Here is a 24,247-nt window from a genome sequence, read left to right as displayed (position 1 = left end):
CCGCTCTCCCCCCTTTAGGAGGCGCGCGACGGTCGCCGTGCAAGCGCCACCTTATTCCGGCCTGAGGTCTTGGCATCATAGAGAGCAAAGTCCGCCCGTTCGATGATCGCGTCGAGATCGCCGTCGGAGGGGTCGGCAATGGCAACGCCGATGCTGATGGACACCCGGATGTCCTGACCCTCGAAGCGCACGGCCTGGGCATTGATGCTGGAGCGGATGCGCTCGGCCAGGGCCAGGGTGCCGGCTTCGTCCACATTCATCAGCAAGGCGACGAATTCCTCGCCGCCGAACCGGGCCACCCGGTCCTGCACCCGCAGATTGGCACCGATGGTGGCCGCCACATACCGGATGACGGCATCTCCCGCCGCATGGCCATAGGTGTCGTTGACGGCCTTGAAGTGATCGATGTCGGCCATGAGGATGCCGAGGCTGTCGGTGCTGCGGGTGCCCTGCAACGCCCCTTCGGCCATGGACAGGAAGGAGCGGCGGTTGAGAAGGCCGGTCAGGGGGTCGGTGTCGGCCAGCTGCCGCAGCGCCTCCACTTCCTCCTTATGGGCCTGCTGGGTCGTCAGGAACCGATGCTCGGCGATGTCCAGGCGGCGCAGCAATGCGCGCAAGGCACCGGACAGATGCAACACGTCGAGGCTGCCGCTGACGCGCGGCAGCATGGTTACGGAGGGGTCGCGACCGATGGCCTGGGCGGCGATGGTCAATTGCTTCAGCGGTCGGGACAGAAGACGGGTCAGGCCAAGCGCGAGAGAGATGCTCACCAGCAGCACCAGGGCGCCGATCCCGAGAATGGAGGCGGCGATGCGGTTGGCGCCGCCAAAGGCGATGGCAGCATCCTGGCGCGCCACGACCACCCAGCCCAGCGCCGCGATCTTTGGGTCGCTATCGATGCGGGAAAAGCCGACGAGGATGGTGGCGTCGCCGTCGGTTTCCTCAAACGTGCCGCTATTCTCCGCCCGGAAGCGGGCCATTTGTTCGGGACCAAAGGGCGAGGGACCGCCGTCGCGGCCAGACAGGATGGTGCCGTCTGCGCCAACGATCCACAATTCAAGCCCAGGCTCGTCGTCGAGCGCCCGCCGCCGGGCGGCATCCGCCCAGGCAAAGGACAGATGTGCCCCGAGCACGCCGAGCAGGTGATCCTCGGATGAGTGGACAGGAAAGGAGACGTCGACGAAGCGGTGCAGCGCCCCGTCCGGGCGTGGTGGAAGAAGCTTTTCCAGCGCCGGGGCCACGTTCACATCGCCGACAAACAGGCCTTTCATACCCTCGCTGAACCAGGGACGATGATTGACGTCCTCGCCTTCCAGCAGCCCTTGCGAAGCGGCCACCACAATGCCGCTGGGGCGGGCAAAGCCGATCCAGGCGTAGACCGGCATCATCCTCTGAAGCTGGCTGAGCACAGAGCGCAGCGAACTGACGCCCGATTCCCAGGCGGGCGTCAAGGGCTGCATGTCCGCCAGCTGCCGGATGTCGGACAGGCGCTCATTCAGATCCCGCTCCAGTTGCCCGGACAGGGACGCCGCGACCCGCTCCATGTCGGCGCGGACATGCCCGCTCATTTCCTGGCGGCTGACGCGGGCGGAGAAGAGCGCAAGGCCCGACAGACCGAGCATGCAGATGAGGGCCACCACCAGGCTGATCTGCTGCGCGATGGGCATGCGATCCTGCAGCCGGCGAAAACGATTGTTGAAGCCATCCAGCAAGATGTGGCCGCTCCCCCGCGCGGTGGGAATGTCATTTCCCTCGGTGAGCGACCGTGGGGGTTCGCCGCCTGTCCGTCAACGGCATGGATGGCGTTCCTCTCACACCTTGCGCGCCCAGGGTGTCGTGGGCCTTGCAGGCCGGGAGGCATGCACCACCATCAGCTCGCCCACATTTTCCGGCGTAAGCAGGCCGATCAGCCGCCCGGTGCTGTCGGTGACGCCAATGGCTGGCGCTCGGGACTGGGTGATAAGGGTCAATGCCGCGTCCAGGCGGGCGCGGGCGTCCACGGTGGGAATGTCCGCCTGCATCACATTGATGACGGCGGTGGCGGGACCAGGATCCTTCAGAGCGCGGATCATTGCGTCCCGGGTCAAGAGACCGCGCAGCCGGCCCGCACCGTCTACCACCGGGAATTCCTTCTGCGTGGTGCGGATCAGCTCCTCGACCGCGTCATCCACGGTCGCCTGCGGACCGAGCGTCTCGAAATGGGTGATCATGGCGTCGGACACGATGAGGCCGCGCGAGGCTTCCTTCAGCTGCACCTGGCCCGCCTCGCCGGAGGCCGCCAGGAAGACGAAGACGCCGATGATCATCAGCATGGGATTGGTGAAGATGCCGATGAGCCCCAACGCCACCGCCAGCGCCTGGCCGATGCTTGCGGCAGCGGAGGTCGCCCGGGCAAAGCCCATCCGCATGGCCAGCAGGGCCCGCAGCACCCGCCCGCCATCCATGGGGAAGGCGGGAATGAGGTTAAACAGCACGAGGAAGATGTTGGCGCCCGCGAGCTTGGCCAGCATGGAGGTGGCGGGGTCCTCGATCTTCATCAGTTCGTCGGGATTGGTGGTCGCTCCGAGCACGAGGATGAGCACCAGCGCGATGACCACGTTCACCGCCGGGCCTGCAATGGCCACCACCAGTTCCTCCGATGGCTTCTCCGGCATGCGCTCCAGGCTGGCGATGCCGCCGAACGGCCAGAGCGTGATATCGGGGGTCTTCACGCCATAGTGCCGGGCGGCGAAGGCGTGGCCGAACTCGTGCAACAGCACGCACAGGAACAGGAGCGCGACGAAGATCACGCCATCCCAGGCGGCCTGGGCGCCGCCCTGCCGGTAGTAAGCCGCCCAGATCCAGACGAGGAAGAGCAGGAAGGTGACGTGGATGCGAACGGCGGTGCCGCCGATCCGTCCGAGCGTGAGTGACCAGGGCATGCCGACCTCCGTGCCGTGTGGCCCCTGAGATAAGGCGTGGACCCTGTCCCGCCAATGCGACAGGTGACCCAAGGTGAAAATGAGGGGGGATGGGATCGGTTGATAGTAAGGCTAACTTACATTATGTTGTCCTGGCTATGACGGAACTTCCTCTCGGTTTCCTGCTTGTCGATGCCGCGCGCCTCTACCGTGCCCGCATCGACCGTGCCTTTGATCAGGCGGGCCTTGGCCTCACCGCCGGGGAGGCCCGCACCTTGGCCCACGTCAACATTAATCCGGGCCTGCGCCAAGGCGCCCTGGCGGTGCGGATGAATGTGGAGCCCATGACCATGGTGGGCTTCCTGGATCGCCTGGAGGCCCGCGGGCTCGTGGTGCGGGAGCCCGACCCCACCGATCGGCGCGCCAAGATCGTCTGCCTGACGCCGGAAGCCGAGCCGTTGCTGGAACGGGTGAAAGCCGCCGCCTCCCTTGCCCGCGAGGATGCGTTGGCGGGGCTCAGCCCGGCGGAGCGGGACATGTTCCGGGATGTGCTGACGCGCGTGCGCAGCAATCTGTGCCAGTCCAACCGGGGGGAGGAGCCTTGAGCATGCTTGCCCCCGCGCCGAAGCCGGTCATGACCGAGATGCGCACCGCGATCATCGGCGCGCTGATCATCGTGCTCGGCCCCATCAGCATGTCGCTGTACACGCCAGCCTTGCCGGCGCTGGTTCATGCGTTCGGGACCTCCGCCTCGGTGATGAAGCTGACGCTGAGCGTCTATTTCTGCGGCTTTGCCTTTTCCCAGCTCATTTGCGGGCCGCTCTCGGATGCCTATGGCCGGCGTCCCGCCGCCATCGGCTTCTTCTCTCTCTATGTGGCGGGCAGCATCGTGGCCGCCAGCGCTTCGGACGTGACGTGGCTCATTATCGGCCGGGGGTTGCAAGGCATAGGCGTTGCCGCCGGCCCGGCCATCGCGCGGGCCATCGTGCGTGATCAGTTCACCGGGCAGGCCTCCGCGCGCATCCTCAACCTCATCGGCACCATGCTCGCCATTGGGCCGGCGCTGGCGCCGACCATTGGTGGCGTCATCCTCAGCACGCTGGGCTGGCAGCCCATTTTCTATGTGATGGTCCTCTATGGCGTGCTGGCGATGGGCCTCCTGATCCTGGCGGTGCCGGAGACCAATGCGGCGCCCGACCCGGCCAATGCACGCCCCCTCCAGGTGCTGCGCAATTACGGCACGCTGCTGCGGGATTCCGGCTTCATGCGCGCCAGCCTGATGATCGGCTTCTCGCTGGGCGGCATCTATTCTCTGGCGGCCATCGTGCCGTTCGTGCTGATCGAGACGGTGGGCCTGACACCCACCCAGTTCGGCTATGCCATGGTGTGCCAGACCGGCTCCTTCATGCTGGGTACCATTGTGGCCGGCAAGGTCATGAAGCGCGGGGTGGACGCCAATCGCCTTGTGCCGGCCGGCCTCGCTTTGGTGCTCGCGGGCGGCGCCACCATGGCGGCCTTGCCCTGGTTCCTGCCCTACAGCTTTCCCAGCGTGATGGGGCCGGTGGCCTTGTGGGCCTTCGGCGTCGCGCTGCTTTTGCCCGGCGGCACCACGGCCGCGCTTTCCGGCTTTCCCACCATGGCCGGCTCGGCGGCAGCGCTCATGGGATGCATGCAGATCGGCGGCGGCTTCCTGGGGTCGGCGGTCGCGAGCCTGTTCTCCGATCCGGCACGTGCGCTTGGCGTCGTGGTTCCCGTGATGGGGCTGGTTTCATGCGCGGCTTACGTTTTCCTCAAGCCCAAGCCCATCCCAGCCTCCGCGCCGCCAATCGACGAAGCGGACCTGGAGATTGCCACCGACCCGGTGGGCCTGATCGGCGCCGCGGGCGACGAGATCGAGGCCGAGGTGTTTCGCAAGTCGGCGTGACCTGGGCTCGCATGAAACCTGGGCTCACATGAAAACGGCCGGCGCCGCAGATGCGGGCCGGCCTTCGTTCTGAGACGCGGGACGGGCGTCAGACGCCGGTCTTGCGGGCGCGCGCGCCATAGGTGCGCAGGCGCAGGGCGTTCAGCTTGATGAAGCCGGCCGCGTCGCGATGGTCATAGGCGACGGCCCCTTCCTCGAAGGTGACGAGGTCCTGGTTGTAGAGCGAATAGGGGCTGGTGCGGCCGATGACCGACACATTGCCCTTGTAGAGCTTCACCTTCACCGAGCCGGTCACATACTTCTGCGACAGGTCGATGGCCGCCTGCAGCATCTCGCGCTCGGGCGAGAACCAGAAGCCGTTATAGATGAGCTCCGCATAGCGAGGCATCAGCTCGTCCTTCAGGTGCGCCGCGCCCCGGTCGAGCGTGATGCTCTCGATGCCGCGATGGGCGGCGAGCAGGATGGTGCCGCCGGGGGTCTCATAGACGCCGCGGGACTTCATGCCCACGAAGCGGTTTTCCACCAGGTCAAGGCGGCCGATGCCGTTCTCCTTGCCGAGCGCATTGAGGCGCGCCAGCAGGGTGGCCGGAGAGAGGGCTTCTCCATTGATGGAGACCGCATCGCCCCGCTCGAAGCCGATATCGATGATGGTCGCCTGGTCGGGCGCCGCCTCGGGGGAAATGGTGCGCTGGTAGACATATTCGGGCGCATCGTCCGCCGGGTCTTCCAGCACCTTGCCCTCGGACGAGGAGTGCAGCAGGTTCGCGTCCACCGAGAAGGGCGCCTCGCCACGCTTGTCCTTGGCGATCGGGATCTGGTGGGCCTCGGCGAATTCCAGCAGGCGGGTGCGGGAGGTCAGGTCCCATTCGCGCCAGGGGGCGATGACGGTGATCTCCGGCTCCAGCGCATAATAGCCGAGCTCGAAGCGCACCTGGTCGTTGCCCTTGCCGGTGGCGCCGTGGGACACCGCGTCGGCGCCCACCTTGCGGGCGATCTCGATCTGCTTCTTGGCAATCAGCGGACGGGCGATGGAGGTGCCGAGCAGATACTGGCCCTCATAGACCGTGTTGGCGCGGAACATGGGGAACACGTAGTCCCGCACGAATTCCTCTCGCACGTCCTCAATGAAGATGTTCTCGGGCTTGATGCCGAGCAGCAGGGCCTTCTCGCGCGCCGGGGCCAGTTCCTCCCCCTGGCCGAGATCGGCGGTGAAGGTCACCACCTCGCAGCCATAAGTGGTCTGGAGCCATTTCAGGATCACGGAGGTGTCGAGCCCGCCGGAATAAGCAAGCACCACCTTCTTCACGTCGCGCGCCATCGTTTCTCTCGGATGGATAGGGGCCGGAAAAGTCGGGCGGACTATAGGCCGGAGCCGCGCCGTGGCAAGGGGATGCGCGCGATCAGCGCCCGCAGCCCGCGCCAGAGGTGCCTCAGGCTCCACCGCGCAAGTCGGAACAGCCGCAGGACGAGGCCGTGCAGCGCCCGCCCGCAAGACCCGAGGAACGCCTCCATCCGCGCATCGGTCGGGGCGCCGGGCCTTGTGAAGATCAGCCACCGGGCGAGCGCGATGATGAGGATGGTCAACACCCCGGAGAAGGCCACATCGGTGAAGAAATGTCCGCCGAAGGTGATGCGCAGTCCGCCGGCGGCGGTGCCAAATGCGGCGGCGGCCAGCAGGGCCGGGCCGCGATAGGGGGCGGGCACGAGGGTCGCCGGCGCGATCATCCAGAAGCCCAACGCCCCTTCGCCCGAGACGAAGGAGCAGTTGGTGGGGCAGGCGCCGCCGACGGCATACCAGGGATTGAACACGTCCTTGCCGCCGAAGGTCTCCACATGGACCGGCCGGGGGCGCCCCCAATTCTCCTTCAGGATGCCGTTGACCAGAAGCCCTGGGGCCAGCGCCATGGTGAGCGCCAGGAACACCGCCGCGCGCGCCGGCATGAACATGCGCCCGCCGGGAAAGAGCAGCTTCAGAATGATGGCGGCGAAGGCCGGGCCGGCGAACAGCCAGGGAATGATATTGCCCGCCTTGCGCAGCCCCTGGCCCCATTTCGTGCCGGCCAAATGGAAATTGCCGGCGGCCGCGTCCCAGAACCAGCCGGTGATGGCAAGGTCCCATTCCGGGAAGACCGTGAACAGGATGGCGATCGAGGCGCCGGCCACCAGGGCGAAGAAAACCGTCAGCTTCACCGGCGCATCCGCATCGTGTTCGCACTTTCCTTGATCTGCACCCTTGCGGGGGACCCGGTCGGGCCGCAAGACTTTCGGGCATATAGTGCGTGCTTGGCCCGGAGGGAAGTCGAGCCGCCGCGCTTGTGCCCGGCGCGGGAAAGCGTCGGCCAGTCACGGGGAGAATCATGGCCCAGGCCACGCTGGATTTCTATTATGAGTTCGCCTCGCCCTATTCCTATCTGGCGGCGGTGCGAATCGGCCCCCTGGCGGAGGAGGCGGGCGTCCATGTCCGCTGGAAGCCGTTTTTGCTCGGCCCCATTTTCGCCGCGCAGGGCTACACCACCTCGCCCTTCAATGCCTTTCCGCTCAAGGGCGAGCATATGTGGCGCGACCTGGAGCGCCTGGTGGTGCGCTATGGCCTGCCACCCATCCGCAAGCCCGAGCCTTTCCCCGTCAATGCCTTGCTGGCCGCCCGCGTCGCCACCTGGCTGAACGATGCCTCCCGTCCCGCTTTCACGGTCGCGGCCTTCAAGGCGGAGTTTGCTGAAGGACGGGACATTACCGATCGCACGGTGATCCACCAGCTTCTCGCCGGTCTCGGGCACTTCTGCGAGGATCTGTGCGCGGAGGCGGAAAGCCAGACGGTGAAGGATCGCCTGCGCGCCGCCACCCAGGAGGCAAGTGCCGCCGGCATTTTTGGCGCGCCGTCCTTCATCACCGCCGACAAGGAACTGTTCTGGGGCAATGACCGCCTGGAACATGCTTTGGAGCATGCCGCAAGCCTGGCCCATGGGCGCCCTGCGCCCGTCAAATAGGACGAGCTTCGCCGCCCCATCACGCGGCGCCGGTGGCTCCGGGCGCTCCGGGCGCCGGTGGTGGCGGGCGCTGGGGCGTCGACAGCACGGGCTTCCAGAAGCCGGCCGACCAGCCAGCGGTGAGCCAATAGGCCAGGCCGCCGGCAAGGCCGGCCGCCAGGATGTAGAACGGGTCCGCGATCGGCGCCAACTCGCCGGAGAGGCGGGGGAAGAGTGCGGCGCCGGCGAAGGCCGAGACCGCGCCATTCGCCACATGGAACATCCAGGAGCGCACGGCAAAGACCTCTGAGAAGAGCACGCCGATCGCCCCCACCAGCCACATGGTGGACACCAGGAACATCACCAGGAAGCCGGCCGCAAACAGCGCGTCCAGCAGGGCGAACATGGTTTCGGGATCTCCGCCCGGCACGGCGGCGAACAGGGCGCCGACCCGCCACTGGCCAAACAGGATCACCAGCGCTCCCGCTGTCAGCGCGGTGACAAAGCCTGCCGGCACAAGCACCAGACGCAGGAGAAGACGGAAGAAGCTGTCCATGCGCCCATCAGGCCGGGTGGTGGCAGACGGCTTCGATATTGTGGCCGTCCGGGTCGAGGATGAAGGCGCCGTAGTAATGGGGATGATAGTGCGGCCGCAAGCCCGGTCCGCCATTGTCGCGTCCTCCGGCGGCGAGGGCGGCCGCGTGAAAGGCATCCACCTGCGCCCGGCTCTCGGCCGCAAAGGCCACGTGCACACGGCTTTCCGAGGCTGGCTTCGGGTTGTTCGAGCCGCCTGACGCGATCCAGAAGAACGGCTTGCCCGTCTGCCCATAGCCGGCATGGGCCGCCGCGCCGGTCTCCTCCGCGCTGACCTCCATCACCAGCGAGAGGCCGAGCGGGGCGAGGGCGGCCGCATAGAAGGCGCGGGCGCGAGGGAAGTCCGACACCGGAAGTCCGATATGGTCAAGCATTGGGACATGTCTCCCGGCGGCGTGTGCCAGCCTCGCGCCAGCTTGCCCTGCTACGCGTGAAGGAACCGTGTGGCGTGAGGCATCCGATGAGCATCTATCTGGGTTCGACGACCCTCACCTACAACTACCTGAACAAGTCCGGCGCCAAGGCGCTGGACCAGCATGCCAAGGAGCCCCTCGTCAAGAACGAGATCGCCTATTTCGAGGCGCAGATGGGCAAGATCAAGACGGTGGATGCGTTCGTGAAGAATTACCGCGTCTTCAACTTTGCCATGAAGGCGTACGGGTTGGAGGACATGGCCTATGCCAAGGCCTACATGAAGAAGGTGCTGACCTCCGACCTGTCCGACAAGGCCAGCTTTGCCAACAAGCTCGCGGATTCCCGCTTCACCAACTTCGCCAAGGCGTTCGGCTATCTGAACGGCACCTCTCTCGCCACTGCCGCCTCGCCTTCCGATGTGGTGAAGGCCTATGTGCAGCAGAGCATGGAGGATGATCTCGGCGCCACCGACCAGGGCGTGAAGCTGGCCCTCTACTTCAAGCGCATGGCGCCCACCGTGAAGAGCGCCTACGGCCTTCTGGCCGACACCGCGCTCTGGAAGGTGGTCAAGACCGTCTATGGCTTCCCGACCGAGATGGGCACGGCGGATATCGATCAGCAAGCCAAGGCCATAAAAGCGCGGATGAATGTGGCGGATCTCCAGGATCCCGCCAAGGTGGACAAGATGCTGAAGCGCTTCACCATCATGTGGGATGCCACCGAGAACACCGCCAGCACGCCGGTGCTGCAACTGTTCACCGGCGGCAGCACGGCCAGTTCGGGCTTCACCAGTTCCCTGATCAACCTGAAATATGGCGGCTGAGGCCCCGGAGGGTCATTCCGCCGCCGCCGCCATGGCGCGCAAGGCCAGTCGCTCGCGGGCGGAGAGCTTTTCCGTCTCGCTCTTCAACTGCCCACAGGCGGCGAGGATGTCGCGGCCGCGTGGCGTGCGGACGGGGCTGGCATAACCTGCGCGGAACACGATGTCCGAGAAGCGCTCGATGGTCTCCCAGTCCGAACACTCATACTTCGTGCCGGGCCAGGGATTGAATGGGATCAGGTTGATCTTGGCCGGCACGCCTTCCAGCAGCTTCACCAGGGCGCGGGCGTCCGCCGGGCTGTCATTGACGCCCTTCAGCATCACATATTCGAACGTGATGCGCTTGGCGTTGGAGGCGGGCGGATAGGTCCGGCAGGCCTCCATCAGCTGGGCGATGGGATACTTCTTGTTGATCGGCACGAGCACGTCGCGCAGATCGTCCCGCACCGCATGGAGCGAGATGGCGAGCATGGGGCCGACATCGCGGCCGAGCCGCTCGATTTCCGGCACCACGCCGGACGTGGACACCGTGATGCGCCGCTTGCCGAGCCCGAGCCCGTCTCCGTCCGCCAGAATCTCAATCGCTTCAGCTACCGAATCATAGGCATAGAGCGGCTCGCCCATGCCCATGAAAACGATGTTGGTGACGAGCCGGTCGCCTTCCGTGGGAAGGCCCGGGCCCACGGCGCGCTCCTGGCCGGGATAGTCGCCCAGCCGGTCGCGGGCCACCAGCACCTGCCCGATGATCTCGGCGGCGGTGAGGTTGCGCACCAGGCGCTGGGTGCCGGTGTGGCAGAAGGAGCAATTCAGCGTGCAGCCCACCTGGCTGGAGACGCACAGCGTGCCCCGGTCGCGCTCGGGAATATAGACCGCCTCCACCTCGTGCGGGCGTTCGCCGGGGGTCTCGGCGGGCAGGCGCAGCAGCCATTTGCGGGTGCCGTCCTGGGACACCTGCTCGACCACGATCTCCGGCCGGGCAAGACCATAGCTGTCCGCAAGGCGCGCCCGCAAATGCTTGGAGACGTTGGTCATCTCGTCAAACGAGGTGGCGCCGCGCAGATAGATCCAGTGCCAGAGCTGGTTGACGCGCATGCGCCGCTCGCGCTCGGGAACGCCGATGGCGCCGAGGGCAAGGTTGAGCTTCTCGCGGCTGAGGCCGGCGAGGCTCGGCAGTGCGGCGCCGGCCGGAACCGGCGCCGAGAATTCTTCGATCATGCGCGTCATGGGGCCACACATAGCGTTTTCCGGCCGCCGCCGCCACTGCGGCGCGCGCCCGGCACGCATGCCGGACACACAGAACCGGGCCTCACCCCGCTCTCAAGGCGTCCACTGTCGGGTGAGCGCGATCACTTGCACTCCTGGGCCACCCGGTCGAGCGCCTGGCTGATGCCGGACAGGCCGTATTTGTCGGTGGTGGGGTTGCCGCGCACTGAAGTCGAGACCACCGTCACGTCCTTGCCCTTCCGGATGGCGTCCACCAGCTTGCCCTCGTCCGCAACGTTGCGAACCCAGGCGCCATCTTCCTTGGTGTAGAGCATGAAGGACTGGGAGCCGACCGTCAGCTTGGCCTCGCTGCCATCCTTCAGCGGGAAGCCCATCTTCAGGCTCACCTCGTTGGTGACCTTCTCGCCCGGACGGGTGGAGATGAAGAAATAGGCCGGGTCGCGCTTCAGCCCGCCGGGCTGGCGATCCTTGGGCTGGGAGATGGCGTAGCACACCCTGGAATTGCCGCTGCCGCTGGCATAGACGCTCCAGTCACCGAACTGGGCCACCGCCTTGGGCTGGGGCGCCTGGGCAAGAGCGCCGCCGGTGGCCGCCAGGAGGAGAGCGGCGCCAAGGGCGGCGGAACTTGCACGGAAAGGAGCCATGACGTCACCTTGTTGGCTGGAGGGGCGGCCGCAGGTGTCCCCGCCAGCTCGCCCGCTGCGTCTCTGGGACGTCCCCTAACGGTGGACGCCGACCAAAAAATGGCACACAGACAGTTTGCCGTTTCCTTAACACAAGTCGTGCCAATGCCTAGCGCCATGCTGTGGATGGCGCCCATAGGGCCAAAACGGGAGTAGAATCACGATGAAGGCCGTGCTGTGCGTCCGTCATGCCCCCGCCGAGGACCTGGAGTTCGTCGACCTGCCTGATCCCGTCGCGGGGCCTGGCGAGGTGGTGGTGACGGTGGCCGCCATCGGGCTGAATTTCTTCGACACCCTCATCATCCGCGACCTCTACCAGACCAAGCCCGATCTGCCCTTCTCCCCCGGCGGCGAGTTTTCCGGCGTGGTGAGCGCGCTCGGGGACGGCGTCACGGACCTCGTCCTGGGCGACCGTGTGGCGGGCTATGTCACGTATGGCGCGGCGCGCGAGAAGGTGGTCGTGCCCGCCAACACGCTGGCGCGGGTGCCTGACGGGCTCGACATGGTGCGCGCCGCCGGCCTCACCGTGACCTATGGCACGTCGCTTTATGCCCTGCGGGACCGGGGCGAATTGAAGCCCGGCGAGACCCTGGCGGTGCTGGGAGCAGCCGGGGGCGTGGGCCTTGCGGCGGTGGAACTGGGCAAGATCCTCGGCGCGCGTGTGATCGCCTGCGCCTCCTCGCCGGACAAGATCGACTTTGCCAAGTCGCACGGCGCGGACGAGGGCATCGACTACACGCAGGAAGACCTGAAGGCGGCGCTGAAGCGGCTTGGCGGGGAGAAGGGCATCGACGTCATCTATGATCCGGTGGGTGGGGAGCAGTCGGAGCAGGCGGTGCGGTCGCTGGCCTGGTTCGGGCGCCTCCTGGTCATCGGCTTTGCCGCCGGTTCCATCCCGAAGCTGCCGCTGAACCTGCTCCTGTTGAAGAATTGCGATGCCCGCGGCGTTGCCTTCGGCACCAATGCCCGTCGCAACCCGGCCTGGATGCGCGCAGCTCTGCAGGAGTTGTTCGGCTACGCGGTCGAGGGGCGGATCTCCGCCCACGTGGACAAGACCTTCCCGTTGGAGCGCTGCGTGGAGGCGCTTGGCGAAATCTCCGGACGCCGTGTGAAGGGCAAGGTGGTACTGACCACCGGCCTGTGACGCTTGCGGCCGGCGATCAGCCGCCGGCCTTCACCTCGTCCAGGGCCTCCCGCGCCGCGTCGCGGTGCGTGGGGGTGATGTGGGACGACAGGAGCTTCAAGGCGGTGAACAGAACGGCGGCGTCGTCGCCGAAGCCGATCACCGGCAGGATGTCCGGTGCGAAGTCCGCAGGCAGCACGAAATAGGCGAGCGCCGCCAGAAGCCCCGCACGCACCTTCAGCGGCGTGTTGCGATCAAACGCGGCGAAATAGGCCGCGACCGCATCCTCGGCAAAGGGGACGGAGGCTGCCGTCCGGCGGATCTTCTGCCAGAAGCCACGCTTGACGCGGGCCTCGTCCGCCCGCGCACGGGCAGCCTCGGCGGCATCCTCCGCCTCAAGGCGGCTCCAGTCGGTGGGGTCGGAAGACGAGTGCATCATGGATTTCAGATGGGGACGTCCCGCACCGGCGCAAGAGGCCCCCGTCAGGCCAGCGGATAGGCGGCTTCCACGAGGTAAGGCCCGCCGCCCACCGAATCGCGGGAGGAGAAGAGAACGAAGCGGGGCACCTGGAATGTCGGGCTGCGATAGGCCCCCCGCATGGACAGATAGTCCGCCACCTGCCGGCTGGAGGCGTCGCGCAGCCGGGCGAGTGTGACGTGCGGCTTGTAGGAGCGGTCCGGAGACAGGCCGAGGCGCTGCATGATGCGCTCGTGCTCCGCCTGGAGTTCCAGCAGCGCCGGGTTGGTCCGCACGGTGGCAAACAGGGAGCGGGGCCGGTTGCCGCCGAACTGGTCGAGGCCGTCGAGCGCCATCTCGAACGAGCGCCGCCGCACCTGGCCCAGGGAATACATGATCTCGCGGCCAAGCCCGTCATCCACGTCGCCGACGAAACGCAGCGTCACATGGTAGTTTTCCGGATCGATCCACCGCGCCCCCGACAGGCCGCCGCGCAGCATGGACAAGTCGAGGCCGATCGGGGCGGGGACCTCGATGGCGGTGAAGAGTCGCGGCATGTGCGCCTCCTACTCCCCCCGCCAACCGGCCGCCCGGATCACGGACCGCTTCGACGGGGCAATGCGTCCAGTGAATGAGATTCGCCCGCTTGTGGGAAGACGATCACTTCAAGGGAACGAAGATGTCCACGTCGAGGGCATCCGGAGACGCGGTCATCGGGTCGGTCAGGTACTTCTCCACATAGGCGTCCTGCGCCTGGAGGTTCTTGCTGTCGAGGTAATTGGCGATGGATTCGTAGGTTTCATCCATGTCGGCGAAAGAGCCGTGATGGGTGAATTTCAGCACCTTGCCGCTGAAGGAGGCGCCCAGCGTCACGCCATCCTTCGGCTTGTCCTGGGTGGTGCCGCTGAATGGGATCTGTGCCTCGAACTCGAAGCCAGCATCGTCGCTGGAGGTGTAGAGCACCATGACATCACCGTCCCGCTTAAGACCGAGGCGGTCAATCTCGGCGGTCAGGGCCTTCAGGGTGCCGACGATGATCTCGAACCCGCTCTCCCAGCTGGCTTGGCCGGTCTTGCTGAGGATCGGCACGGGAGAGAGGACCACCTCCTCGGGCGACATAAGGTCCTGCACGGGAGGCGGCTGCTGGCCCGGTCCGGGGGCGGCGCGCGGCGCACCGAGGGATGGCGGGCCACCCGGCAGGGGCGCGACCTCGGCAGGGGAGGGGGCATTCTGCGCAACGCCGGCCGTGACGCCGAGAAGGGCAAGGATCGCCCCCAGGGCGCCTGCACGCATCGTGTTCCACCAACCGGCGCGAAGGCGAGACGACCCGCTCATTGCTTGCTCACTCCTGCCGGATCGTGCCGGCCCTGGCTATTGCGGCGCACTTTTATCATGTTCTCATCGTGTGCATACGCCCTGCGCATGGCGAAGGGGTGGCGCAAGGGCGGGTGCCCGCCATATAAGGCGGAACGCGCTTGAGGCCGCCACATCGGGCGGCCCCGCGGCGGCAGGATTTGTCGGACATCATGGCCAGGCTTGCGGATCGCCAATTCGTGAAGATGAACGGGCTCGGCAACGAGATCCTGGTGCTCGACCTGCGTTCGGATCCCGTTGAGGTCACCCCTGCCGAGGCGCGCGCGCTCGCCCGCCCGCAGGCCGTTCCCTTTGACCAGGCCATGGTGCTCTATCCGCCCCGCCGGCCGGAGACCGCGGCCTTCGTGCGCATTCTGAATTCCGACGGCTCGGAAGCCGCCGCCTGCGGCAATGGCACGCGCTGCATCGCGGCCTATGAAGCGGCTCGGGCGGGGTCGGACCATGTGGTGTTCGAGAGCCCGGCCGGCCTTCTGATCTGCGACGTTGAGGGCGATGGTACCATCACCGTCGACATGGGCGCCCCGCGCCTCCATTGGGCTGAGATCCCGCTGGCGGCCCCGGTGCCCGACACCGCATCCTACGTCATTCCCGGCTACGAGGCCCTCGGGCCAGCCAGCTTCGCCAGCATGGGCAATCCCCATGCGGTCTTTTTCGTGGACGCAGAGGTGGACGTCGATCGCCTGGGCCCGGCTTTGGAGCATCATGCCCTCTTCCCCGAGCGGGCCAATATCTCCTTCGTGCGCCAGGCGGGCTCTGATCATCTGATCGTCGATGTGTGGGAGCGCGGCGCCGGCCGCACCCGCGCCTGCGGCACCGCCGCCTGCGCCGTCGCCGTCAACGCCGTGCGCATGGGGCGCACCGGGCGCACGGTGCGCATCACTCTCCCCGGCGGCGACCTGACCATCCAATGGCGCGAGAGCGACGCGCATGTCCTCATGACCGGCCCGGTGGCCCATGAGTTCGAGGGCGTCCTGACCGCCGCCATGCTGACGGAGGCCGCGTGACCGTTCCGGGCGCGGCGCCCGAGGCAGCACGCGAAGACGGGATTTCCATCCTGACCTTCGGCTGTCGCCTCAACGCGTTGGACTCCACCCAGATGGAGGCGGCGGCCCGCGCGGCGGGCGTCACCGACGCGGTGATCGTCAATACCTGCGCGGTGACCGCCGAGGCGGTGAACCAGGCACGCCAGGCCATCCGAAAGGCCAAGCGCGAGCGCCCCAGCGCGCGCATCATCGTGGCCGGCTGTGCCGCCCAGGCCGACCCTTCGCGCTTTATCGCCATGCCCGAGGTGGACCGGGTGATCGGCAATGTCCGAAAGACCGATCCTGGCCTCTGGCGCGAGACGCGGGCGGCGCTTGCTGTGCCCACACCGTCGCGCCTTGCGGTGGACGACATCATGGCGGTGCGCGCCATCGCCCCGCACATGGCTGACGGTCTCGACCGGCGCACGCGGGCCTTCGTGCAGGTGCAGGACGGCTGCGACCATCGCTGCACCTTCTGCATCATTCCCTTCGGCCGCGGCAATGCGCGCTCGGTGCCCATGGGCGCGGTGGTGGCGCATATCGCGCGGGTCGTGGAGGCCGGCCAGCGGGAGGTGGTGCTGACCGGTGTCGACCTCACGTCCTATGGCTGCGACCTGCCCGGTACTCCGACGCTCGGCCGTCTGGTGCGCTCCATCCTGCGACATGTGCCGGCTCTGGAACGGTTGCGCCTGTCCTCCATCGACATGGTTGAGGCGGACGACGAGCTCCTGACCGCCTTGGCGGAGGAGGAGCGGCTGATGCCGCACCTTCATTTGTCGCTGCAATCGGGCGACGATTTGATCCTGAAGCGCATGAAGCGGCGCCACAGCCGCGCGGACGCCGAGCGCCTCGTCGCCGAGATGCGCCGACGTCGGCCCGACCTGGTCCTGGGTGCCGATCTCATCGCCGGCTTTCCCACCGAGACCGAGGCGCAGTTCCGCAACACGCTCACTTGCGTCGACGGTCTTGGTCTCTCTTTCCTGCATGTCTTCCCATTTTCCCCCCGCCCCGGCACACCGGCCGCCCGCATGCCCCAGATCGCCCGTCCGCTGGTGAAGGAGCGGGCGCGGCGTCTGCGGGAGAAGGGCGAGGCCGCTCTGCTGCGCCATCTGGCCGCCCAGGTGGGACGCAGCCGGGCGGTGCTGGTGGAGGCTGACGGCGGTGGACGCACCCCCCATTTCACTCCGGTGCGGGTGGCGCGCGCGGCGCGCCCTGGCGCTATTCTCGACCTGCGGATCTCGGGCCATGACGGCGCCCGGCTGATCGCGGCCTGACACCCAAGCCCCAAGGACTGCCAAGGACCCCCATGAGCGAGAGCGGAACACCGGAGAAGAAGGGCTTCTGGAAGCGCCTCACCAGCGGCCTGGCACGCACCGCCCAGAGCCTGACCCAGGGCATCACGGACCTTGTCACCAAGCGCAAGCTCGACACCGCCACCCTGGAGGATCTGGAGGACATCCTGATCCGGGCAGACCTCGGCACCGCCACCGCCGCCCGCATCGTGGAAGAGGTGGGGCGCGGCCGGCACGACAAGATGATCTCCGCCGACGAGGTGAAGGAGCTGATCGCCGCCGAGGTGGAGACCATCCTCTCACCGGTCGCCAAGCCCCTGGTCGTGGATACGGCCGCCCACAGGCCCTTCATCCTGCTGATGGTGGGCGTCAACGGTTCGGGCAAGACCACCACGATCGGCAAGCTTGCCTCCCAATGGCGGTCGGAAGGCCGCAAGGTGGTTCTGGCGGCCGGCGACACCTTCCGCGCCGCCGCCATTGAGCAATTGAAGGTGTGGGGCGAGCGCACCGGCGCCCATGTGATCGCCCGCGCGCCCGGCGCGGATGCTGCCGGCGTCGCCCATGACGCCATCACCGAGGCCCGCGCGCTGAACGCCGACATCCTCATGATCGACACGGCCGGCCGGCTTCAGAACCGCACGGAGCTGATGGCCGAGCTGGAGAAGGTGGTCCGCGTCATCAAGAAGCTTGAGCCCACCGCCCCCCACGCGGTGCTGCTCGTGCTGGATGCCACGGTGGGCCAGAATGCGCTCTCCCAGGTGGAGGTGTTCTCGCGCATTGCCGGCGTCACCGGGCTTGTCATGACCAAGCTGGATGGAACCGCGCGCGGCGGCATCCTGGTGGCCATCGCCGCCAAGCACGGCATTCCCGTGCACCTGATCGGCGTCGGCGAAGGGGCGGACGATCTCCAGCCTTTCGCCGCCCGGGACTTCGCCCGGGCCATTGCCGGCCTCAATTAAGGCGTTCGCCCCGACCGAGGCCGTAGCGGCACCTACCGGAAGGCGCGGGCTGGCTGCGGTGGCGGCGCCGGATTGGGGCGCGGCGGCTGGGGCTGGGGCGGGCGCGGCGGCTGCCCCGTTTGGGGTGGTTGCGGGGGCCGAGGCGGTTGACCCGGCCCCGTCGGCGGACGCCCAGGGGCAGGCGCGGCGCCTTGGCCCTTCTGTGTTGGTGCGCGGCGCTGGAGGAGCCCGCGGCGGCGGGCAAGAATGGCCTCATAGAGACCGGCATAATCATCCGCCATGGCCTGCGCCGTGCGGTCCGTGCCTTCGGTTTCCTGCCAGCGATGGACTTCCGCGCGGCGCTGCTCCATCTCCTCCGGCGTATCGCGAATGAAGCGCACGGCGTCGGCGAGCAGGCTCGCATCGGCGGCGTCGAAGAGCCAGCCGGCCCCATGCTCGGCGATGCGCTCGCCCACCGCGCCAAGATCCCGCCCAAGGACGGGCAGGCCCGCGGCCCAGGATTCTGTCAGCACATGGCAATAGGTCTCCGCCCAGAGCGGGGCGACGAGCGCCATATGGGCGCCGATGGCTTCCGCCCGCGTCACGAATTCCTCGCGTGCATACGGGCCGTGGGCGGTGACAACGCTGGTATCCAGCCCGTCATCATAGCCGCCCAGTTGGTGGATCTCGACGCCCTCGTCCCGCAGCAGGTGCGCCAGCTCGCTCACCAGCGCCGAGCCCTTGGCCCGGGAGAGGTCGCCGGCCACCAGGATGCGGAAGGGCGTCCCCGGCACATAGGGCGTCGCCCGGCCGAAGCGGGAGAAGGTGCGCCCGTGGGGAATGACCTTCAGCCGCCCGGCGACGGCCGGCATGATGCGCCCGATGAGTTCCGCCACGGAGGGCGCGGTGGTCACCAGGGCATCGCAGGTGGCGATGGCCGCCTGGAAGCGCGCCCGCCAGCGCTCCACATAGGCATTCTTGATGTCCGGCATTTCGCTCTGGTCCCATAGCTCTGAGGCGCAGGGACCGGGCGTATGAGTGCAGCGGCCGGCGCAGAATTGGCCGGCCTCGTCGATCAGTTTCACGCTGGGGCAGAGCGTATAATAATCGTGGAAGGAATAGACGGTGGGCAGCGCCAGCGATGCGCACACCGCTGGCAGGCCGAGGCTGTGATAGGCGAGGTGTCGGATGTGCACCAGTTCGATGGCATATTTTGCCAGCCAGCCGCGCACCGCAATGTCATAGGCGTCCGAGGTGTGCAGCACCGGGTCGATGCGCCGGTCGAGGACCTTGCGCTCCAGGAGGCGCTGCTCGTCCCCGTCCGCCGACCACAGTTCCAGGACGTGACCATTGCAGTAGAGCAGGTAGGGCTCGTAGCGGTCGCGCAGAGTTTCCATCAGGTCGCGGTTGGTCTGGGGCGTGCCGCCGCTCAGCGTCGAGATCACGAACAGCATGCGCGGCCGCACCTTGGCCGGGGCCGCGCTGAAGGCGCGGCGCACCTGGTAGCGCACGGTGTTCAGATCGGTGCGGCGGGTGAAGCTCTCGACAATGACGTCGAACTCGGAATGGCGCTTCAGCGTCTCCCGCGCTTCCTGCTTGAGGGCGGCCGCGCGGGCGCCGAAGCTGGCCTCGCGCTCGTGCAGCACGTAGGTGCGGTCGTCGATGACGTGTTGCCAGCCCAGATGCATGGCGCGCACGCAGAAGTCGTTCTCTTCCCCATAGCCTTTGGCAAAGGCCTTCAGGTCGAAGCCGCCCACCGCGTCATAGCAGGCGCGGCGGATGAACATGCAGAAGCCGTTTCCGGTGCCCACCGCCGGATAGAGGCCCAGCGCCGCCTGGTTGACGAGGCGCGACACGTCGGCGGCGGACAGATGGTCCGGCAGCGCGTTGGTGCCGTTGATGTCGGGTGCCGAGAAGGCACCGGCGCGATTGGACAGGGCCGTCACGGTGCCGATGCGGGGCGCCTGCCAGGAGGCGGTGAGCAGGTTTTCCAGCCAGCGCGGACCGACTTCCGTGTCCGCATTCAGGATCACCACATCGCCCTGAACCGCCTTGATGCCGGCGTCTACGGTCCGGGCGAAGCCCTCATTCTGGCGGTTGCGCCGCACGATGACATTGGCGAGACCCTCCAGGCGCTGCAGCACGGAGAGCACGGCAGGATCGGTGCTGGCATCGTCAAGCACCGCAAGACGCGCCCGCGCCGTGGTATGCCGCAGCAGTGCCGTCAGACAACGCTCAAGCGCGGCCGGCGCGTTGAAAACCGGTACGATGATGGTCGCCAGATGTCGGTCGAGGCCCGGATTTCGCAGTTCGGGATCAGGCAAGGCGGGGGCCTCGATCTCGACCGGTGAGCCGCGCAACTCCGTACCCGCCTCCGCGTCGCGCACGGACACCGTGAAGCGGCCGCCGCGCACCGGCGGGCGCCCCCAGTGCAGCGCGAAGCCGCCCCCCGTGTCGGACAGGCCGGCCAGACGCAAGTCCATGCGCTCCCGGTCCGCCGGAAGGTGCGCAAAGGGGATGCCGTCGATGGAGATGTCGACGGAGGCGGTCTCGCTGGGCAGCCCCTCGCGCACGGCCCATCCGCTGAGCCCATGGGCGTCGGCCGAATCGATGCTGCCGAGTGGCCGGCCCGAGCCGAACAGGGCCGTGTCCAGTTCCACGTCTCCGGCAAACAAGACCACCGGAACCTTGCTGGGAACGCCGCCCAGCTCGGCAAAGGCGGGGGCGAGGTCCTCGGCTGTCAGCTCGAATCCCCATTGGAGGTCCAGCCCCATGCCGGCCGCCGCCAGGTCCGGACGGGGCCGGTCGGCGGGGATCGTCGCGTTCAGGCCGGCAAAGGTCAGCGTCGCCAGCGGCTCGGGAGCATCCGGGTCGAAGATCCAGCCCGTGATCCCTTCGGGACCTGCCCGCTCGATGCGCCCCCTGGGCGCAAGGCGGTGGATGTCCAGGGCGCGGGGCAGCAGCTCCACGGGGCGCCCCTCGCCGTCAGACACGTCGATCCGGGCGACTGTGCGGGCATCAAGCGCTGCGGGGACGGAGACGACGAAGCCGCAGGCCACGTTCTCCAGGCCCACGACGGTCAAATCCGGGCGCAGGGTGAAATGCCCGGTCCTGCCAAGCTCCATTCCGCCAACGCGCAGCACGACCTCGCCCGGCGGCGTCCGATGGCGGGAGGCGATGCACCATCCGATGACGAGCGAAACATTGCGGCCCGATTCGATGCGATCGACGGCCCCTATGAGGCCCGCTTCTTCTTTGGTGGTCATTCAGTCTCGCCGGCGCATTTGCGCTGAAGCATATCACCCCACCCTGACGCAGTGCGATAGAGGCGAAATCACGCTGGATGACGCTCCATTTCCGAATGCGGAGAGGGATGGTTCCATGATGCCGCCCGCTTTGGCCGAGCCGCCTCCGGGGGACTCAACTGCTGGCCTCAGCGCCGCCGAAGCGGCCGTGAGGCTGCGTCGGTTCGGCCCGAATGTGGCCGCGGGCAGAGGACGGCGATCCCTCCTTGCCATGCTCCTGCGCAAGATCGCCGATCCCTTGGTGGCCATCCTGCTCATTGCGGCGGCCATCTCTGGGGCGACGGGCGACTGGCAGAGCCTTGTGATCATTGTGCTGATTGTCCTGTTCTCCATCGGCCTCGACGTGGTCCAGGAGCACAAGGCGGAGCGAGCCATCGAGGCGTTGAAGCAGTCGGTGGCAGTGACGGCGCAGGTGTGGCGCGACGGCGCGCTGGTGCGCGTTCCGGTCCGCGAGATCGTGCCGGGCGACGTGGTGGAGTTGAGAGCGGGCGATCTGGTGCCCGCCGACGGCACCATCCTGCGCCAGAAGGATGCTCTGGCGGACGAGGCGCTCCTGACCGGCGAGCCCTATGGGGTCGAGAAGCGCGCCGCCTCGCCTGGCGCCGGCGACCCGGGGCACGATGCCTCCACCTATAGTCTTTATGCGGGCACCAGCCTGGTGGGCGGCGCGGCGACCTTGCGCGTCGATGCCACCGGTCGCGCCACGCGCTTCGGCGCCATTGCCGCCGCTTTGGATCAGCGGGCCGGACCGACGGCCTTCGAGCGGGGCGTGCATCGCTTGGGCATGCTGATCCTGCGGCTCACCGGATTCCTGGTCCTGTTCGTGCTCCTCACCCAATTGGCCCGCACCGGCCTGACGCTGGACAGCTTCCTGTTCGCCGTTGCGCTCGCGGTGGGGCTGACGCCCGAATTGCTTCCCATGGTGATGACCGTGACCCTCGCCCGCGGCGCCCTGCGCATGGCGCAGCGCCAGGTGGTGGTGAAGCGGCTGTCCGCCATTCACGATTTCGGTGCCATGGACGTCTTGTGTACGGACAAGACCGGCACGCTGACCGAAGCGCGCATCGCGCTGGTGGAGACGTTCGACGCCTCGGGCGCAGCGAGCCCCCATGTGGCGGAGCTCGCACGCCGCAATGCCCGATTTGCCAGTGGCATGCGCTCGAACCTGGACGAGGCCCTCCTCGTGGGCGCGGCGGATCAGGAGACGTGGCGGCTTTTGGCCGATCTGCCGTTCGATTTCCAGAGGCGGCGGTCGTCGGTGCTGCTGGCGCGGGACGGCCTCTGCCAGATGGTGGTGAAGGGCGCCCCTGAAGAGGTCCTCGCGCGGTGCGACAGGGTGGAGGACGCAGCCGGCGACGCAGTGCCCCTCGGCGATGAGGCCCGCGCCCGCATCGCCGCGCTCCTGGCGGCCAAGGGGCAGGAAGGCTTGCGCCTCCTGGGCGTTGCCTGGCGGGTCATGCCGACCGATTGCGCGGCGCTGACCCTTGAGGACGAGGTGGGCCTCGTCTTTGCCGGCTGCGCCGCGTTCCTCGATCCACCCAAGGCATCCGCCGGGGCCGCCGTGGAGCGGCTGCGGCGAGCGGGCATCGCCGTCAAGGTGATCTCGGGCGATGCCGAGCCGGTGGTGCGCCATCTCATGACCAGCCTTGGCCTGCCGGTGCGCCGGGCGCTGACCGGGGCGCAGATTGCCGAACTCTCGGACATCGCGCTCGCCGCCCAGGCGCCGCAGACCGACCTGTTCGTGCGCGTTTCCCCCGACCAGAAGATGCGTGTGGTCCAGGCCCTGCGGCGGCGCGGGCACACGGTTGGCTTCATGGGAGACGGCATCAATGATGCCCCCGCCATCCATGCAGCGGATGTGGGGCTTTCGGTGGAAGGCGGCACTGACGTGGCGCGGGAGGCCGCCGACATCATCCTGCTGGCTCCGGATCTCGGCGTGCTGGCCGATGGCGTGGCCGAGGGACGGCGGACCTATGCCAACATCATGAAATATGTCCGCATGGGCACCAGCTCCAATTTCGGCAACATGCTCTCCATGGCGTTTGCCTCCCTTGTCCTGCCCTTCCTGCCGCTGGCGCCGCTCCAGATCCTGGTCAACAACCTGCTCTATGACCTCTCCGAGATCGGCATCCCGTTCGACCGCGCGGACCCCGCCGATCTCGAGCGGCCGCGCAGTTGGGACATGCGGGACGTCCTTCATTTCACGCTGGTGATGGGGCCGCTCTCCTCGCTCTTCGACCTTGCCACCTTCGCGGTCCTGCGCCTTGGCTTCGGAGCGTCGGAGGAGATGTTCCGAACCGCCTGGTTCGTGGAGAGCATCGCCACCCAGATCCTGGTGATCTTCATCGTCCGCACCGCCGGGTGGCCCAGTACGAGCCGGCCGCATCCTCTGCTGGTGGCCAGCTCGCTCGGGGCGCTCGCCCTGGCGCTTCTCATCGCGCTGACGCCTTTGGGCCATGCGCTGGGCTTTGGGGTCGTCCCCTGGCCGGTGCTTGGCGCCATCGGGCTCATTTGCCTGGCCTATCTGGCCAGCGCCGAGGTCCTGAAGCGTTTCGCCATGCGCCCGGACCGGCCACATTCGGGCCGGCGCCGCTGAGGGACATCCGGCGGCCCACGGCCGCCGGCCGACGTCACGGGCAGGCGGACTGCATCCGGTTCATGGCGGCGGTGACGCCGTCCAGGGAGAAGATGTAGTTGGTGGAATTGCCGCGTCGGGACTTCGCGGCGATCTTCAATTCATCGCCACGCTTGAGCGCCGCGAGGAAGTCCGCCTCCTGGGCGGCCGAGGACAGCCAGGCATTGGAGCCGCCCACCATCATGGAGAAGTCCTTGCCATCCACGTCGGCCGTGACGGTGGAATTGGGAGCAAGGTCATAGCCGGTGGTCAGGCTCGCCTCGGTGCGATTGGCGCTCTTGCCGACCATGCGGACAAAGAATGAGACATCGCCGTGGTTGAGAGTGGAAGGCATCTCCCGCTTGGGTGCGGAATAGATGTAGCAATGGGAGGCACCATTGTCCTGGTATGTCCAGACGCTCCAATCATTGTAGGTGCCGAGTGACTTGGGCACAGCAGCGTGAGCCGCTCCGCACGAAAGGATCAGAACTGCTGTCAGGGCCATACGTGGCAGCATATTTCTCTCCGATGCTATGCAAGATGTGGCCATCTAGCCGCCGTGGAGGTTAACGAAAGGTGGAGCTGGCGCCAAATTCG

The 24,247-nt window shown here is 67.4% G+C and carries 22 protein-coding genes; 9 read left to right on the top strand and 13 right to left on the bottom strand.

Annotation, left to right across the window (positions count from 1 at the left end; genetic code table 11):
• Positions 1 to 14: 14 nt before the first annotated feature.
• The gene (locus PV781_RS07905) at positions 15 to 1,667 is read right to left on the bottom strand and encodes a sensor domain-containing diguanylate cyclase (protein WP_274775083.1); all 1,653 of its coding nucleotides are present in this window, start codon (positions 1,665 to 1,667) and stop codon (positions 15 to 17) included.
• Positions 1,668 to 1,811: 144 nt separating this feature from the next.
• Entirely contained in the window at positions 1,812 to 2,921 is a 1,110-nt protein-coding gene (locus PV781_RS07900) for a site-2 protease family protein (RefSeq protein WP_274775082.1), read from the bottom strand.
• Between the two features lie 137 nt (positions 2,922 to 3,058).
• Here PV781_RS07900 and PV781_RS07895 point away from each other — a divergent pair, with 137 nt between their 5' ends.
• Positions 3,059 to 3,505: a MarR family winged helix-turn-helix transcriptional regulator gene (locus PV781_RS07895; protein WP_274775081.1), complete on the top strand. Its 447-nt coding sequence runs from the start codon at positions 3,059 to 3,061 to the stop codon at positions 3,503 to 3,505.
• Positions 3,506 to 3,507: 2 nt separating this feature from the next.
• Positions 3,508 to 4,824, top strand: a complete 1,317-nt coding sequence (locus PV781_RS07890; RefSeq protein WP_274775080.1) for a multidrug effflux MFS transporter — start codon at positions 3,508 to 3,510, stop codon at positions 4,822 to 4,824.
• A gap of 88 nt (positions 4,825 to 4,912) precedes the next feature.
• On the opposite strand, the gene PV781_RS07885 is transcribed toward PV781_RS07890, so the two are convergent.
• Together PV781_RS07885 and PV781_RS07880 are read right to left on the bottom strand one after the other, a co-directional pair.
• Positions 4,913 to 6,142: an argininosuccinate synthase gene (locus PV781_RS07885; protein ID WP_274775079.1), complete on the bottom strand. Its 1,230-nt coding sequence runs from the start codon at positions 6,140 to 6,142 to the stop codon at positions 4,913 to 4,915.
• Positions 6,143 to 6,183: 41 nt separating this feature from the next.
• Positions 6,184 to 7,014 (bottom strand): phosphatase PAP2 family protein, encoded by an 831-nt coding sequence (locus PV781_RS07880; protein WP_274775078.1) that lies wholly within the window; start codon positions 7,012 to 7,014, stop codon positions 6,184 to 6,186.
• Positions 7,015 to 7,178: 164 nt separating this feature from the next.
• On the opposite strand from PV781_RS07880, the gene PV781_RS07875 reads away from it, so the two are divergent.
• On the top strand, positions 7,179 to 7,811 hold the full coding sequence (locus PV781_RS07875; RefSeq protein WP_274775182.1) for a 2-hydroxychromene-2-carboxylate isomerase: 633 nt from the start codon (positions 7,179 to 7,181) through the stop codon (positions 7,809 to 7,811).
• 19 nt (positions 7,812 to 7,830) lie between these two features.
• Here the strand turns inward: PV781_RS07875 and PV781_RS07870 are convergent, their stop codons facing one another.
• Both PV781_RS07870 and PV781_RS07865 read right to left on the bottom strand, forming a co-directional pair.
• The gene (locus PV781_RS07870; RefSeq protein WP_274775077.1) at positions 7,831 to 8,346 is read right to left on the bottom strand and encodes a hypothetical protein; all 516 of its coding nucleotides are present in this window, start codon (positions 8,344 to 8,346) and stop codon (positions 7,831 to 7,833) included.
• Between the two features lie 7 nt (positions 8,347 to 8,353).
• Positions 8,354 to 8,758: a VOC family protein gene (locus PV781_RS07865; protein ID WP_274775076.1), complete on the bottom strand. Its 405-nt coding sequence runs from the start codon at positions 8,756 to 8,758 to the stop codon at positions 8,354 to 8,356.
• Between the two features lie 86 nt (positions 8,759 to 8,844).
• On the opposite strand from PV781_RS07865, the gene PV781_RS07860 reads away from it, so the two are divergent.
• Positions 8,845 to 9,621 carry a DUF1217 domain-containing protein gene (locus PV781_RS07860; protein WP_274775075.1) on the top strand — a complete coding sequence of 259 codons (777 nt, stop codon included), beginning with the start codon at positions 8,845 to 8,847 and terminating at the stop codon, positions 9,619 to 9,621.
• 12 nt (positions 9,622 to 9,633) lie between these two features.
• On the opposite strand, the gene rlmN is transcribed toward PV781_RS07860, so the two are convergent.
• On the bottom strand, positions 9,634 to 10,842 hold the full coding sequence (gene rlmN / locus PV781_RS07855; RefSeq protein ID WP_274775074.1) for a dual-specificity RNA methyltransferase RlmN: 1,209 nt from the start codon (positions 10,840 to 10,842) through the stop codon (positions 9,634 to 9,636).
• 122 nt (positions 10,843 to 10,964) lie between these two features.
• The gene (locus PV781_RS07850) at positions 10,965 to 11,486 is read right to left on the bottom strand and encodes an invasion associated locus B family protein (protein WP_274775073.1); all 522 of its coding nucleotides are present in this window, start codon (positions 11,484 to 11,486) and stop codon (positions 10,965 to 10,967) included.
• A 202-nt stretch (positions 11,487 to 11,688) separates the two neighbouring features.
• Here PV781_RS07850 and PV781_RS07845 point away from each other — a divergent pair, with 202 nt between their 5' ends.
• Entirely contained in the window at positions 11,689 to 12,669 is a 981-nt protein-coding gene (locus PV781_RS07845; protein ID WP_274775072.1) for an NADPH:quinone oxidoreductase family protein, read from the top strand.
• A 16-nt stretch (positions 12,670 to 12,685) separates the two neighbouring features.
• Here PV781_RS07845 and PV781_RS07840 read toward each other — a convergent pair whose 3' ends face one another.
• From PV781_RS07840 to PV781_RS07830, 3 genes are all read right to left on the bottom strand, one after another.
• The gene (locus PV781_RS07840; protein ID WP_425532372.1) at positions 12,686 to 13,084 is read right to left on the bottom strand and encodes a YkvA family protein; all 399 of its coding nucleotides are present in this window, start codon (positions 13,082 to 13,084) and stop codon (positions 12,686 to 12,688) included.
• A 47-nt stretch (positions 13,085 to 13,131) separates the two neighbouring features.
• Entirely contained in the window at positions 13,132 to 13,662 is a 531-nt protein-coding gene (gene thpR, locus PV781_RS07835; RefSeq protein ID WP_274775070.1) for an RNA 2',3'-cyclic phosphodiesterase, read from the bottom strand.
• Positions 13,663 to 13,765: 103 nt separating this feature from the next.
• Positions 13,766 to 14,398 carry a GyrI-like domain-containing protein gene (locus PV781_RS07830; RefSeq protein ID WP_274775069.1) on the bottom strand — a complete coding sequence of 211 codons (633 nt, stop codon included), beginning with the start codon at positions 14,396 to 14,398 and terminating at the stop codon, positions 13,766 to 13,768.
• 233 nt (positions 14,399 to 14,631) lie between these two features.
• Between PV781_RS07830 and dapF the strand changes: the two genes are divergently transcribed.
• Genes dapF through ftsY form a run of 3 tightly spaced genes read left to right on the top strand, consistent with a single transcriptional unit; the run spans position 14,632 to position 17,752 of the window.
• Positions 14,632 to 15,483, top strand: coding sequence for a diaminopimelate epimerase (gene dapF / locus PV781_RS07825; RefSeq protein ID WP_274775068.1), 852 nt, complete (start codon positions 14,632 to 14,634; stop codon positions 15,481 to 15,483).
• The gene (mtaB, locus tag PV781_RS07820) at positions 15,480 to 16,775 is read left to right on the top strand and encodes a tRNA (N(6)-L-threonylcarbamoyladenosine(37)-C(2))-methylthiotransferase MtaB (RefSeq protein ID WP_274775067.1); all 1,296 of its coding nucleotides are present in this window, start codon (positions 15,480 to 15,482) and stop codon (positions 16,773 to 16,775) included. Before dapF ends, mtaB begins: the two co-directional genes overlap by 4 nt.
• Positions 16,776 to 16,807: 32 nt before the next feature.
• On the top strand, positions 16,808 to 17,752 hold the full coding sequence (ftsY, locus tag PV781_RS07815; RefSeq protein ID WP_274775066.1) for a signal recognition particle-docking protein FtsY: 945 nt from the start codon (positions 16,808 to 16,810) through the stop codon (positions 17,750 to 17,752).
• Between the two features lie 32 nt (positions 17,753 to 17,784).
• Here ftsY and PV781_RS07810 read toward each other — a convergent pair whose 3' ends face one another.
• Entirely contained in the window at positions 17,785 to 20,997 is a 3,213-nt protein-coding gene (locus PV781_RS07810) for a glycosyltransferase family 2 protein (RefSeq protein ID WP_274775065.1), read from the bottom strand.
• A gap of 115 nt (positions 20,998 to 21,112) precedes the next feature.
• On the opposite strand from PV781_RS07810, the gene mgtA reads away from it, so the two are divergent.
• Positions 21,113 to 23,632 carry a magnesium-translocating P-type ATPase gene (mgtA, locus tag PV781_RS07805; RefSeq protein WP_425532369.1) on the top strand — a complete coding sequence of 840 codons (2,520 nt, stop codon included), beginning with the start codon at positions 21,113 to 21,115 and terminating at the stop codon, positions 23,630 to 23,632.
• Positions 23,633 to 23,666: 34 nt separating this feature from the next.
• Here mgtA and PV781_RS07800 read toward each other — a convergent pair whose 3' ends face one another.
• On the bottom strand, positions 23,667 to 24,167 hold the full coding sequence (locus PV781_RS07800; RefSeq protein ID WP_274775064.1) for an invasion associated locus B family protein: 501 nt from the start codon (positions 24,165 to 24,167) through the stop codon (positions 23,667 to 23,669).
• Positions 24,168 to 24,247: the final 80 nt, after the last annotated feature.

Source organism: Aquabacter sediminis (genome assembly GCF_028863665.1).
GTDB lineage: Bacteria > Pseudomonadota > Alphaproteobacteria > Rhizobiales > Xanthobacteraceae > L1I39.
The sequence above is the reverse complement of the archived record's forward strand: the minus strand, read 5'-3'. Positions and strand labels throughout refer to the sequence as shown.